At 38.4% G+C, this 12,842-nt stretch carries 14 protein-coding genes; all 14 read left to right on the forward strand.

The window, feature by feature from the left end; genetic code table 11:
- Nucleotides 1-15 precede the first annotated feature (15 nt).
- The 14 genes from rpsP (at nucleotide 16) to topA (ending at nucleotide 12,839) form a co-directional block, all read left to right on the forward strand.
- Nucleotides 16-288, forward strand: a complete 273-nt coding sequence (gene rpsP / locus PI85_RS11510) for a 30S ribosomal protein S16 (RefSeq protein ID WP_004269411.1) — start codon at nucleotides 16-18, stop codon at nucleotides 286-288.
- A gap of 15 nt (nucleotides 289-303) precedes the next feature.
- Nucleotides 304-537, forward strand: coding sequence for a KH domain-containing protein (locus PI85_RS11515; RefSeq protein WP_004269410.1), 234 nt, complete (start codon nucleotides 304-306; stop codon nucleotides 535-537).
- A 356-nt stretch (nucleotides 538-893) separates the two neighbouring features.
- Complete coding sequence (gene rimM / locus PI85_RS11520) at nucleotides 894-1,409, forward strand: ribosome maturation factor RimM (protein WP_036123948.1); 516 nt, start codon at nucleotides 894-896, stop codon at nucleotides 1,407-1,409.
- Entirely contained in the window at nucleotides 1,409-2,146 is a 738-nt protein-coding gene (trmD, locus tag PI85_RS11525; protein ID WP_036127685.1) for a tRNA (guanosine(37)-N1)-methyltransferase TrmD, read from the forward strand. The genes rimM and trmD overlap by 1 nt, the downstream gene beginning before the upstream one ends.
- Nucleotides 2,147-2,262: 116 nt before the next feature.
- Entirely contained in the window at nucleotides 2,263-2,607 is a 345-nt protein-coding gene (gene rplS, locus PI85_RS11530; protein ID WP_008181294.1) for a 50S ribosomal protein L19, read from the forward strand.
- Between the two features lie 105 nt (nucleotides 2,608-2,712).
- Nucleotides 2,713-3,276 carry a signal peptidase I gene (gene lepB, locus PI85_RS11535; protein ID WP_036123951.1) on the forward strand — a complete coding sequence of 188 codons (564 nt, stop codon included), beginning with the start codon at nucleotides 2,713-2,715 and terminating at the stop codon, nucleotides 3,274-3,276.
- Between the two features lie 57 nt (nucleotides 3,277-3,333).
- Entirely contained in the window at nucleotides 3,334-4,206 is an 873-nt protein-coding gene (ylqF, locus tag PI85_RS11540; protein ID WP_036123953.1) for a ribosome biogenesis GTPase YlqF, read from the forward strand.
- Between the two features lie 154 nt (nucleotides 4,207-4,360).
- A complete protein-coding gene (locus tag PI85_RS11545; RefSeq protein WP_036123955.1) occupies nucleotides 4,361-5,122 on the forward strand; it encodes a ribonuclease HII in 762 nt (253 codons plus the stop codon).
- A gap of 49 nt (nucleotides 5,123-5,171) precedes the next feature.
- Complete coding sequence (locus PI85_RS11550) at nucleotides 5,172-7,061, forward strand: hypothetical protein (protein ID WP_036123958.1); 1,890 nt, start codon at nucleotides 5,172-5,174, stop codon at nucleotides 7,059-7,061.
- On the forward strand, nucleotides 7,058-7,360 hold the full coding sequence (locus PI85_RS11555; RefSeq protein ID WP_012293250.1) for an EscU/YscU/HrcU family type III secretion system export apparatus switch protein: 303 nt from the start codon (nucleotides 7,058-7,060) through the stop codon (nucleotides 7,358-7,360). Before PI85_RS11550 ends, PI85_RS11555 begins: the two co-directional genes overlap by 4 nt.
- A 162-nt stretch (nucleotides 7,361-7,522) precedes the next feature.
- On the forward strand, nucleotides 7,523-8,683 hold the full coding sequence (gene sucC, locus PI85_RS11560; protein ID WP_036123960.1) for an ADP-forming succinate--CoA ligase subunit beta: 1,161 nt from the start codon (nucleotides 7,523-7,525) through the stop codon (nucleotides 8,681-8,683).
- A gap of 17 nt (nucleotides 8,684-8,700) precedes the next feature.
- The gene (gene sucD / locus PI85_RS11565; protein WP_008181281.1) at nucleotides 8,701-9,603 is read left to right on the forward strand and encodes a succinate--CoA ligase subunit alpha; all 903 of its coding nucleotides are present in this window, start codon (nucleotides 8,701-8,703) and stop codon (nucleotides 9,601-9,603) included.
- A gap of 169 nt (nucleotides 9,604-9,772) precedes the next feature.
- Nucleotides 9,773-10,669 carry a DNA-processing protein DprA gene (gene dprA, locus PI85_RS11570; protein ID WP_036123964.1) on the forward strand — a complete coding sequence of 299 codons (897 nt, stop codon included), beginning with the start codon at nucleotides 9,773-9,775 and terminating at the stop codon, nucleotides 10,667-10,669.
- A 91-nt stretch (nucleotides 10,670-10,760) separates the two neighbouring features.
- Nucleotides 10,761-12,839: a type I DNA topoisomerase gene (gene topA, locus PI85_RS11575; RefSeq protein ID WP_036123967.1), complete on the forward strand. Its 2,079-nt coding sequence runs from the start codon at nucleotides 10,761-10,763 to the stop codon at nucleotides 12,837-12,839.
- Nucleotides 12,840-12,842 lie beyond the last annotated feature (3 nt).

Here is a 12,842-nt window from a genome sequence, read left to right on the forward strand (position 1 = left end):
GGAGGTGCTATTAAAATGGCAGTTAAAATTCGCTTAAAACGTATGGGAGCTAAAAAATCTCCTTTCTATCGTATCGTAGTTGCAGACGCTCGTTCACCACGTGACGGTCGTCAAATCGAAACAGTTGGTACTTACAACCCACTAACTCAACCAGCTACTGTAAACATTGATGAAGAGAAAGCTCTTAAATGGTTAGCTGACGGTGCAAAACCATCAGATACAGTACGTAACCTGTTCTCAGAACAAGGTATCATGGAGAAATTCCATAACCAAAAATTCAGTAAATAATCGGGGGCGACGTCTTTGAAGCAGCTGATTGAAGCAATCGTTTTACCGTTAGTCGATTATCCAGAAGAAGTTCGTATTGAGACGGATGAAAATGCAAATCGAATTGTTTATAAACTTTTTGTTCATCCAGAGGATCGAGGGAAAGTCATAGGCAAGCAAGGGCGAGTAGCGAAAGCGATTCGTACAATTGTTTATTCAGCGGCAGGTAGTCACCATCAAAAGAAGACCTACGTCGATATATTGGATTAATAGAAAAGATTTTCGCGCTCTTGCAATGAGTACAATTGAGTCCTGATAGGTGTGTTTACATGTCGCTTAGGAGTTCGAAGTGGCCTTTAGCATGAAGCGTAATATCTGGACTAAGAAGGAGGGAGCTTGTAGGTTCCTTCCTTTTTTTCTTTATTTCGCCTAGAGTTGTTCTTTTTATTTTGGACAAACAGGGCATATAGCTTGAACAAAGATTACAGCTAGAGACAATTGATTATATTAATATGGACGAGACAATTGATTGTCTAGGCTGAACCTACATTCTTCCAAAGTGAATTTAAGTAAGAGAATGAATGCAATGGGAGAGAGTAGTACGTTTTTAATGAGGTGATAGTTGAATGGAATGGTTTAATGTAGGTCGTATTGTCAATACACACGGTATTCGAGGAGAGGTGCGTATATTATCGACAACAGACTTTGAAAAAGAACGTTTTGCGGTAGGGAATAAGCTTGCTGCCTTTAAAAAGGACGATAAAAAGCCAACTTGGGTAACGATTCAATCTGTACGTCGTCATAAAAACTTTATTTTATTAACATTTGAAGGTATGAATAACATCAATTTGGTCGAGCCGTTTAAAGAAGGTTTGTTAAAAGTGACAAAAGATCAAATGACTGACGATCTCCTTCAAGAAAATGAATTTTTTTTCCATGAGATTATAGGTTGTACAATTGTTTCTGAAGAAGGCGAAACAATTGGTGTTGTGAATGATATTCTACAAACAGGTGCTAATGATGTATGGGTGGTTAAAGGCTCAAAGAAAGAGCATTATATCCCTTATATAGAAGATATCGTGAAAGATATTGATGTGGTTGAGAAGAAAATTGTTATTCACGTAATGGAAGGTTTATTATGATGAATATCCATGTGCTGAGCCTTTTTCCCGATATGTTCTCAGGTGTTTTCGGGGCTTCTATTTTAAAGAAAGCTCAAGAAAAAGATGCGGTCAAGCTAGAGGTAACCGACATCCGTACATTTTCGGGCAATAAGCACAATCAAGTTGACGACTATCCATATGGTGGTGGAGCAGGCATGGTTTTAAAGCCTGAGCCGATGTTTAGCGCTGTAGAAGCAATTTGTGCAGGAAAACAACCACGCATCATTTTAATGTGCCCTCAGGGAGAAAGATTTACCCAAAAAAAAGCAGAAGAATTATCACAGGAGAAGGAATTAGTCTTTTTATGTGGTCACTATGAAGGCTATGATGAACGTATACGCCAGCACCTTGTAACAGATGAAATTTCTATTGGAGATTTCGTTTTAACAGGTGGAGAACTAGGGGCAATGACGGTTATCGATAGTGTTGTACGCCTATTACCAGGTGTATTAGGGCAAGAAGATTCACATATACAAGATTCCTTTTCAACTGGTCTCCTAGAGCATCCTCATTATACTCGACCAGCAGAATTTCGAGGAATGAAGGTGCCAGATGTTTTATTATCGGGCAATCACGCAAAAATTGAGCAATGGCGTGAGGAGCAATCGTTGAAAAGAACCTTTGAACGTCGTCCTGATTTACTCGATCAATATCCTTTAACTGACAAGCAAAAATTGTATTTAGAAAAACTTAAAAACAATCAACAAGATGCTTGATTGCCTAATATATTTATGATAACATTTAAAATGTACTTCTATGTGAAGTACTGAATTACGGTGTTCCGCTGTGGCATAGATTGCGTGCAAGAGCATCTGTCTAAGGAGAGAAAACAATGTCAAACATTATTACAGAAATTACAAAATCTCAACTTCGCACTGATCTACCTGCTTTCCGTCCTGGTGATACTGTTAAGGTACACGTGAAAGTAGTAGAGGGTACTCGTGAACGTATCCAGCTTTTCGAAGGTGTAGTAATTAAACGTCGTGGTGGCGGTATTAGCGAAACTTTCACAGTTCGTAAAATTTCTTACGGTGTAGGTGTTGAGCGTACATTCCCTGTACACACACCAAAAATCGCTAACTTAGAAGTTGTACGTCGTGGTAAAGTACGTCGTGCTAAACTTTACTACCTACGTAACCTACGTGGTAAAGCTGCTCGTATTAAAGAAATTCGATAATTATGACTTAAAAGTGAGGGGCTTGTACGCAAGCTCCTTTTCTTTTTGCTTGTCATCTTAATTCCCTATCAACTAAAATAGTGTTAGACAAGGGGGCATTTCTCAATGGAAAAACAGGTGAAAGAAAAGAATGAATTATGGGAATGGACAAAAGCGCTATTAATTGCATTTGCGATTGCTGCAATCATACGATATTTTTTATTTACACCAATTGCAGTTGATGGTGAGTCCATGATGCCAACCCTTGAAGATGGCGACCGCATGATAGTGAATAAAATTGGTTATAAAATAGGTGAACCAAAACGCTTTGATATTGTTGTGTTTCATGCGCCTGAACAAAAAAATTACATTAAACGTGTAATTGGATTGCCAGGGGATTCACTGGAATATAAAGACGATCAATTATATATCAACGGTGAGCCAATAGATGAGCCCTATTTAGATGCTTATAAAGCTGAAATCGCAGGGGGAACATTAACTGAAGACTTTACCTTAAAAGACATCGATGTTTCATTAGATGAGATTCCAAAGGGGTATGTTTTTGTCATGGGGGATAATCGTCGAAATAGTAAAGACAGTCGACATATTGGTCTTGTAGATCAAAAGGAAATCATCGGCAATACAAGTTTGATTTTCTGGCCGTTTAATGACATAAAAATTGTAAAGTAATGCAAGAAAGGGAGCGTTCATGAACTCCCTTTTTCTTTTAATTTAGGAGGCACAGCAGTGACAATTCAATGGTTTCCCGGGCATATGGCAAAGGCCCGACGTGAAGTAACAGAAAAATTAAAGCTTGTTGATATTATATTTGAGTTAATAGACGCCCGTTTACCTTTATCGTCTCGTAATCCAATGATCGACGAAGTCATCAATCAAAAACCTCGTCTTTTAATTTTGAATAAGGCAGATATGGCAGACGAGCAAGAAACACGCAAATGGGTAGATTATTTTGCACAGCGTGGTCATAAAGCAGTAGCCATTAACTCCCTTGAGGGTAAAGGCTTACAGCAAGTAACAAAGGCAGCGCAGGAAATATTAAAAGAAAAGTTTGATCGCATGAAAGCAAAAGGGATGAAGCCTCGAGCTATTCGTGCAATGATTGTTGGTATTCCAAATGTTGGGAAATCAACATTGATTAATCGCTTGGCGAAAAAAAATATTGCTAAAACGGGAAATACCCCAGGTGTAACAAAGGCACAGCAATGGATTAAGGTCGGGAAAGAACTTGAGCTATTAGATACGCCAGGGATATTATGGCCAAAATTTGAAGATCAAGAAGTGGGCTTTAAATTAGCTTTAACAGGAGCTATTAAAGACACCATCACAAACATGGAAGACTTAGCAGTATACGGCTTACGTTTCTTATCCGTTCATTATCCAAAGCGTATGGAGGAGCGTTATGGCTTTGAATTGGTCCATGAAGATTTGGTTGAAACTTTTGACCATATTGGGAAACTTCGTCGCGTGTTTGGTGCAGGTGGAGAAATTGATTATGATCAAGTAGCTCAACTAATCGTTCGAGATATTCGAGGCTTGCAATTAGGCAAATTAACATTTGATTTTGTGGATGAACAACTAGAAAAAGAATCAGAACAATAAAAAGTATTGGAAACTGTCACACCCTCTTTGTGACAGTTTTTCTTTTAGGAATGAATTTTCCTACCGATAATAATTATATAGAGGAAAAATATGAAGCTACATAATGACTGAAATGGATATAGGTTTAATAAGTAGAGGCAAGAAGGAGTAAGAAATGAGAAGTATTAAAGAAATTACAGTAGCATTAAAAGATGCGGAAGAATGGCAAGAGTGGATGTCAGAAATTGCAGAAGATGAACGAGTAGGTGTTCAAAAGGCTTGGTTTTCTTGGCAAAAGAAACAAGAAAAAAGGCGCCAATTACTTCAGGAACATCAAGCAAAAGTGGCATTTGATTTAAGCTATGGGGGAATAGATGCATTAATCGCAGGTGTCGATGAAGCGGGGCGTGGTCCTCTTGCGGGGCCAGTCGTTACAGCGGCTGTAATTTTGCCAACAAATAGTGAGGCTCTTGTTGGTTTGAATGATTCTAAGCAATTATCGAAGGATAAACGAAATGCCTTTGCTGCATTAATTAAAGAACATGCTATTAGTTATTTTATTCACTTCCAACCGGCTCAACAAATAGACGAGCTTAATATTTATGAGGCGACCAAACAATCTATGAAGGCAAGTGTGGAATCGTTATCAAGAAAACCCGATTATGTTTTAGTAGATGCCATGACATTATCTATGGCTATCCCTCAGGATTCCATCATTAAAGGAGATGCCAAAAGCTTAGCAATAGCAGCAGCCTCCATTCTAGCTAAAACAGCCCGAGATGATTATATGGAACAATTAGATAAAGATTTTCCTATGTATGGTTTTGCACAACATGCAGGCTACGGTACAAAGCAGCATTTAAAAGCACTAGAAGAATACGGACCAACGATTCACCATCGTAAATCGTTCGAGCCGATTAAATCCATGTTTGAATAATACGTTAGCACCAATTACCGAAGGAGTAATTGATGAAAGGAGTATATATATGACAGCCACATCATTTAATCCGATCCACATGCAACAAAACCCAATAACTGCAAATAATCAGCCACTGGCCTTAAAACAGGGACAAGTATTTCATGGAACGATTAAGAAATTATACCCTGATCAAATGGCGGAGATACAAGTAGGAAATCAAAAATTTATCGCTAAACTTGAAGTTCCATTAAAAGCTGGAGATGCCCATTTTTTTCAGGTAACAGGAACAGATCCACAAGCAGAATTGAAAGTGGTGTCAGGACCGATGACGCCAACTGCTTCACCAAGTCAACAAATTAATCAGCTATTAGAGTCTATGAATTTACCTAAGTCAGCAGAGATGCAGCAATTATTAGGACATTTTATGAAGGCAGAGCTACCAATTTCAAAGGAACAACTTATACAAGCTGAAATGTGGTTAAAGGCATTACCAGAGGGTATATCTAAAATAGATGCTTTGCAAACGATTCAAAAAATGATAGAGCTTAAAATGCCCATGACTAATGAAGTGTTTCAAGCGCTAATGAGTGGACAAAAGACTTCTGGTATGGCGACTATTATGGAAAACTTTGCACAGCTTCTAGCAAAAGATACAGTAATGCCTGAACAGCTTAAACAAAATCTAATGCAACAAGTACAAGCAATTGCAAAGCCATTTGAAGTAGAAACAGGTAGTGTGGTTCTTGCAAAAGTTCTAGAAAATTTAACAAATAATGCAGCTACAACTAGTGAAAAAATCCAAGCCTTGTCGATCTTAAAGGAGTCAGGGATAATTCCGAATCAGGCGACATTGCAAAATTGGTCAAGTATGAATGAGGGAAAAGCTTCTCAGCAAATGCAGCAAGCGGGTCAAGTCGTTCAAACTATCCTAACAGCGAAGCCTGAAAATGTCGCTCAATTGATCGAACAGCTTAAATCGTGGACAACAAATCAACAATTTTTAACAAATGATCAAAAGCAGCAGATTAATCAGCTAATTGATCGTTTTAATCAGTTACCTGTCACAAAGCAAACAGTAGATATTTTTGCTAAACAGATGCAAGATCAATTATTAAAAGCCTTTTCTCAAAATACGTCCAATCATTTATTTACACAGGACATAAAAGGACTGTCAGTAAAAGATCATTTATTGTCCTTATTGAAGCAAGAGGTTGCTTCTCCCTTACAAAATGAAGCTTTAATGCGTAATCTTGTAAAAAATAGCATTGCTTCTTCACAACCCTTCATTCAACAAATAGTGACACAAGCAGACGCTCTTGTACAAAATTCGATGGATAGTAAGGCAATGGAGCATGCGATGAAAACAGTATTAAAAAATTTAGGGATTAGCTACGAGGCGACACTAGGGAACAAATCAGCGGATTTACAAATGATTGCACATCAATTAAAACCGCAGCTTCATACATTATTGCAGGAAACTAATATGACACCGCAATTGAAGGAAGCGGCAGAAATGCTAATGACACGAATGAATGGGATGCAGCTATCATCAGGCGAAAATGGACACCAACATCAACTGATTATGCAAGTTCCGCTTGAATTTTTCGGTAAGAGAATGGATGCTACATTGCAATGGAATGGTCGCATGAAGGATGATGGTAAAATTGATGCCAACTATGCGAGGGTATTATTTTATTTACAAATGGCATCCATGCAAGAAACGGTCATTGATATGCAGGTTCAAAATCGAGTAGTTACAGTAACGGTCTTTAATGAAAATTCACAGATTCAATCCCTTGCAGAACCATTAAAGGCAGCATTAAAAAAAGGGTTGGCAGAAAAAAATTATCAACTATCAGGCGTTTTTATGAAACAATTTGACGAGGACCTGGCAGTCAAAAATGGTCCTGTAGTAGAACAGCAAGAGGAACAGAGTGGGGTGGATATCCGCGTATGAGCGAAGAAAAATTTACCCGTAAAGAGGCAATTGCGCTAACTTATAAACTCGGTCAATTCGATAGTCCCACTGTTGTAGCAAAGGGAAAAGGGAAAATTGCCGAGAACATTTTGGCAAGAGCAAATGAGCATAATGTGCCGATTTATGAGGATCCTAACCTTGTGCAGCTGCTTGGTCAATTAGATTTAAATGAGTCCATCCCTGAGGAATTATATCAGGCTGTGGCAGAGGTCTTTGCTTTTATATATCGTTTAGATCAAGAACATGCGCGAAAATATAGAAAAAATGAAGTATTCTGATTATTATTGCAAGCTGTTTTAGTACACAAAATAGAAGAATACGTCATAATAATAGAGAAAATTCGAACAAAAGACAAAGTGTAGACTTTATCAGAATGTTTCGTTAGAATAGACTATGTTAGTAAAACAATTCTATGCAAATGTTTGATGGGAGGATGTATTATGAATATCCATGAATATCAAGGGAAAGAGATCCTGAGAAAATATGGTGTAGCTGTACCAAACGGAAAAGTTGCTTTTTCCCCTGATGAAGCAGTGAAAGTAGCGAAAGAACTTGGCTCTAATGTAACTGTAGTCAAAGCGCAAATTCATGCAGGTGGACGCGGTAAAGCAGGTGGTGTAAAAATCGCTAAAAACCTTGACGAGGTACGTACGTACGCAAAAGAATTATTAGGGAAAATTTTAGTGACTCATCAAACAGGTCCTGAGGGAAAAGAAGTAAAACGCTTGTACATTGAAGAAGGTTCTGATATCCAAAAAGAATACTATTTAAGTTTAGTTTTAGACCGTGCAACTTCTCGCGTTACAATGATGGGATCTGAAGAAGGCGGTATGGATATTGAAGAAGTAGCGGAAACAAATCCGGAAAAAATCTTCAAAGAAGTAGTTGATCCAGTTGTTGGATTAACAAGTTTCCAAGCACGTCGTATGGCGTTTAATATGAATATTCCAGCAAACCTTGTAGGGAAAGCTGTTAAATTAATGTTAGGTTTATATCAAGCATTTATCGACAAAGATGCATCAATTGTTGAAATTAATCCACTTGTTGTAACTGGACAAGGCGAAGTAGTGGCACTGGATGCTAAGTTCAATTTTGATGCGAATGCATTATACCGACATAAAGATATTGTCGAATTACGCGATTTCGATGAAGAAGATCCAAAAGAAATTGAAGCGTCAAAATATGATTTAAGCTATATATCTTTAGAAGGTAACATTGGCTGTATGGTTAATGGTGCTGGTCTTGCTATGGCGACTATGGACACAATTAGCTACTACGGCGGTAGCCCGGCCAACTTCCTTGATGTAGGGGGCGGTGCAACAGCTGAAAAAGTAACAGAAGCTTTCAAAATTATCCTTTCTGATCCACACGTAAAAGGCATTTTTGTAAACATTTTTGGCGGAATTATGAAATGTAACATTATCGCTGAAGGCGTTGTGACAGCTGCTAAAGAAATTGGTTTAGCTGTGCCATTAGTTGTACGTTTAGAAGGTACAAATGTAGAACTTGGTAAAGAAATTTTAAATGCATCTGGTTTAAACATCGTTGCAGCGGATTCAATGGCTGACGGTGCACAAAAAATTGTGGGACTAGTAGGCTAAGGAAGGCAGGGAGAACAATGGCTGTATTTATTAACAAAGATACAAAGGTAATTGTACAAGGGATTACGGGCGAAACAGCTCTTTTCCATACGAAGCAAATGCTTGAGTATGGTACTAAAATCGTAGCAGGTGTAACACCAGGTAAAGGTGGACTTGAAATCGAAGGAGTTCCTGTTTTCAATACAGTGGCAGAAGCTGTAGCTGCAACAGGCGCGACAACTTCAGTTATCTACGTTCCTGCTCCATTTGCAGCAGATGCAATCTTAGAAGCTGTTGATGCAGAATTAGAATTAACAATCTGTATTACAGAACATATTCCTGTTCTTGATATGGTGAAGGTTAAACGTTACATGGAAGGCAAAAAGACTCGCCTAGTAGGTCCAAACTGTCCTGGTGTTATTACAGCTGATGAATGTAAAATCGGTATTATGCCTGGTTATATCCATACAAAAGGCCATGTAGGAGTTGTATCTCGTTCTGGTACATTAACTTATGAAGCAGTACATCAATTAACGCAAGCAGGTATCGGTCAAACAACAGCTGTTGGGATCGGTGGAGACCCTGTAAATGGTACTAACTTCATCGATGTTCTTGAAGCGTTTAATAATGACCCAGAAACGTATGCAGTAGTTATGATTGGTGAAATCGGTGGTACAGCTGAGGAAGAAGCAGCTGCATGGATTCAAGCGAATATGACGAAACCTGTCGTTGGCTTTATTGGTGGACAAACTGCACCTCCAGGCAAACGTATGGGGCACGCAGGTGCTATCATTTCTGGTGGTAAAGGAACAGCTGCAGAGAAAATTAAAGCTATGAATGCGGCAGGCATTGAAGTAGCAGAAACACCATCTGTTATTGGTGAAACACTGATTAAAGTAATTAAAGAAAAAGGGCTATACGAAAAGTGTAAAACCCATTAAAATGGAAGATGTAGCACATAGTGGCTACATCTTTTTCCTTATTTATACACTGTTTATCTTCCTTCATTAAACAATTTCCTATTTACTGTATGGAAAATTACATCACAAAGTTGTGTTCAAATCATCATGCGGTCATTTACTTTCTTCTATTATAAAGGAGGTTTGTAGAATGATCCTTGCAGTTGATACACAGAGATTACTAGCTTTGCATTATGTATATCCTTTACCTCTTCAAAAACTTCAACGATTATTGTCCCCAGTGAACGTTTTAAACACTTTTGAAGAAGCTCATTATGATGAAATCGCAAATGTTTTACAAATATCGGCACATAAAGCATTGCAGATTTCTCAAAGCTTTCGACAAATTATGACAATCCCATTTGAAGAGGCCTATGCACGGGCCAATATTTTCCCCATACCTTTTTATCATCCTTATTTCCCGGCGCAATTATTTGAAATATCCAGTCCTCCTACTGTATTGTATGTGAAAGGTCAGCATTCCCTGTTAACAAACAAGAAACAGATAGCTATTATAGGCTCCAGGAAGGCTACAGCGTATTCTAAAAGAGCATTAGACCTAATTGTCCCATCACTTGTTCAATGTGGGTATACGGTCGTAAGCGGGCTAGCTAGAGGTGCTGATACAATGGCACATAGGGCAACAATCGATATGGGGGGGCACACAATGGCAGTTCTTGGGCATGGATTTAATTATCTCTATCCAAGCGAAAACCAAATATTGGCGAATGAAATGGCTATTCAACAGTTATTAATAACTGAGTATCCTCCATATATGAAGCCCGAAAAATGGCATTTCCCGATGCGTAATCGAATCATTAGTGGTTTAGCTCAAGCTTTAGTTGTGACAGAAGCAGCGTTAAAAAGTGGTACGCTTATTACAACAGAACTTGCATTAGAGCAAGGGAAGGATGTATTTGTAGTACCGGGACCTATTGATGCGACACAGTCCAAGGGGACCAACCAATTACTTGTGGATGGAGCAATTCCAGTAATAAATGGTCATCAAATCGTTGAAACACTGGACCTGTTTTCTAACAAAAATTGAAAAAAAGTTGCATTATCTTAAAATCTGTTATACATTTTGCAACAGGTAACTTAAAAATTTAGTAAAAGACCTCGCTAAGGGGGAGACATAGATGGCGGATTATTTAGTGATTGTAGAATCACCAGCAAAAGCAAAAACAATTGAACGTTATTTAGGCAAAAAATATAAGGTGAAAGCATCAGTTGGACACGTACGAGATCTTCCACGTAGCCAAATGGGTGTGAGTGCGGAAAATAACTTTGAACCTAAATACATTACGATTCGTGGTAAAGGACCTGTTTTACAGGAATTAAAATCTGCGGCTAAAAAAGTGAAGAAAGTCTATCTAGCGGCCGATCCAGACCGCGAGGGAGAAGCAATTGCTTGGCACCTTGCGACTGCATTAAATATCGATATTAACTCGGATTGTCGAGTTGTATTTAACGAAATTACGAAAGATGCGATTATTGAGTCTTTTAAAAACCCGCGTCCTATTAACATGGATTTAGTAGATGCACAGCAAACAAGACGTATATTAGATAGACTTGTTGGCTATAACATTAGCCCAATTCTTTGGAAAAAGGTGAAGAAGGGTTTATCAGCAGGCCGTGTACAATCAGTAGCGCTACGCATGATTATTGATCGCGAAAATGAAATTAAAAACTTCCAACCAGAAGAATATTGGACGATTGAAGGTACTTTTGAAAAAGGAAAAAAATCGTTTGATGCACTTTACTATGGAAATGGCAAAGAAAAAATTAAGCTAACAAATGAGGAACAAGTAAAGGCCGTTTTAAAAGGTGTCAAAGGGACAAACTTTAATGTTGTTAATGTTTCTAAAAAAGAGCGTAAACGAAATGCTGCACCAGCCTTTACAACTTCTTCGTTACAACAAGAAGCAGCGCGAAAATTAAATTTCCGAGCAAAGAAAACGATGATGCTTGCACAGCAATTATATGAAGGTATTGATATTGGTAAAAAAGAGGGAACAGTCGGGTTAATCACTTATATGCGTACCGATTCCACACGTATTTCTGAAACAGCAAAAACAGAAGCGGTTTCTTTCATCGAGTCAAAGTATGGAAAAGAGTATATTGCAACAGAAATAAAGCAGACGAAAAAGGCTTCAAATGCGCAGGACGCCCATGAGGCAATTCGTCCAACAAGTACGATGAGATCACCAGAGGAATTAAAGGCAGTCCTTAGTCGTGATCAGTTGCGTTTATATCGCTTGATTTGGGAGCGCTTTATTGCAAGTCAAATGGCTCCGGCTATACTTGATACCGTGGCGGTAGATCTTCAAAATGGTGATGTTTTATTCCGTGCGAACGGCTCACAAGTTAAATTTGCAGGTTTTATGAAGCTTTATATCGAAGGTACCGACGATCAAACAGAGGAAACGACAAAGCTTTTACCTGAGATGGAAATTGGTGATCAAGTAAAATCGCTTGAAATTGAACCTAAGCAGCATTTTACACAACCACCACCACGCTATTCAGAGGCGCGACTTGTTAAGACGATGGAAGAATTAGGTATAGGTCGCCCATCCACATATGCACCGACTCTCGATACAATTCAGCGCCGTGGCTATGTTGTGTTAGATGCAAAACGCTTTATGCCAACAGAGCTAGGCGAAATCGTACACCAACTCGTACTAGAATTTTTCCCTGATATCATAAATATCGAATTCACTGCACAAATGGAACAAGATTTAGATGATATTGAAGAAGGTAGTCGTCAATGGAAGAATATTGTGGAAGAGTTTTATAAAGACTTTGAAGTCCATGTTAAACATGCAGATGAGGCAATGGAGAAAGTAGTAATAAAAGATGAGCCAGCTGGAGAAGATTGTGAGCTTTGTGGATCACCAATGGTCTATAAGCTAGGTAGATATGGTAAATTTATGGCTTGCTCGAATTTCCCAGATTGCAGAAATACAAAAGCTATTATGAAACCTATTGGTGTAAAATGTCCATCATGTGAAACGGGCGAAATTGTGGAGCGTAAAAGTAAAACGAAGCGTCTATTCTACGGTTGTAATCAATATCCGGAATGTGAATTTGTGTCTTGGGACAAACCAATTAGTAGACCATGTCCGAAATGTAGTGCATTATTAGTAGAGAAAAAGATTAAAAAAGGTGTCCAAATTCAATGTACAAAATGTGACTATGAAGAAGCACCAACACAATGATAG

The organism is Lysinibacillus sp. A1 (assembly GCF_000801965.1).
In the GTDB taxonomy this organism is placed as follows: domain Bacteria; phylum Bacillota; class Bacilli; order Bacillales_A; family Planococcaceae; genus Lysinibacillus; species Lysinibacillus fusiformis.

Coding starts and splice junctions, on each gene's coding strand:
- rplS (WP_008181294.1), top strand. CDS start 2,263: ATGTCAAACATTATTACAGAAATTACAAAATCTCAACTTCGCACTGAT.
- PI85_RS11550 (WP_036123958.1), top strand. CDS start 5,172: ATGACAGCCACATCATTTAATCCGATCCACATGCAACAAAACCCAATA.
- trmD (WP_036127685.1), top strand. CDS start 1,409: ATGAATATCCATGTGCTGAGCCTTTTTCCCGATATGTTCTCAGGTGTT.
- topA (WP_036123967.1), top strand. CDS start 10,761: ATGGCGGATTATTTAGTGATTGTAGAATCACCAGCAAAAGCAAAAACA.
- PI85_RS11545 (WP_036123955.1), top strand. CDS start 4,361: ATGAGAAGTATTAAAGAAATTACAGTAGCATTAAAAGATGCGGAAGAA.
- rpsP (WP_004269411.1), top strand. CDS start 16: ATGGCAGTTAAAATTCGCTTAAAACGTATGGGAGCTAAAAAATCTCCT.
- sucD (WP_008181281.1), top strand. CDS start 8,701: ATGGCTGTATTTATTAACAAAGATACAAAGGTAATTGTACAAGGGATT.
- lepB (WP_036123951.1), top strand. CDS start 2,713: ATGGAAAAACAGGTGAAAGAAAAGAATGAATTATGGGAATGGACAAAA.
- PI85_RS11555 (WP_012293250.1), top strand. CDS start 7,058: ATGAGCGAAGAAAAATTTACCCGTAAAGAGGCAATTGCGCTAACTTAT.
- rimM (WP_036123948.1), top strand. CDS start 894: ATGGAATGGTTTAATGTAGGTCGTATTGTCAATACACACGGTATTCGA.
- dprA (WP_036123964.1), top strand. CDS start 9,773: ATGATCCTTGCAGTTGATACACAGAGATTACTAGCTTTGCATTATGTA.
- sucC (WP_036123960.1), top strand. CDS start 7,523: ATGAATATCCATGAATATCAAGGGAAAGAGATCCTGAGAAAATATGGT.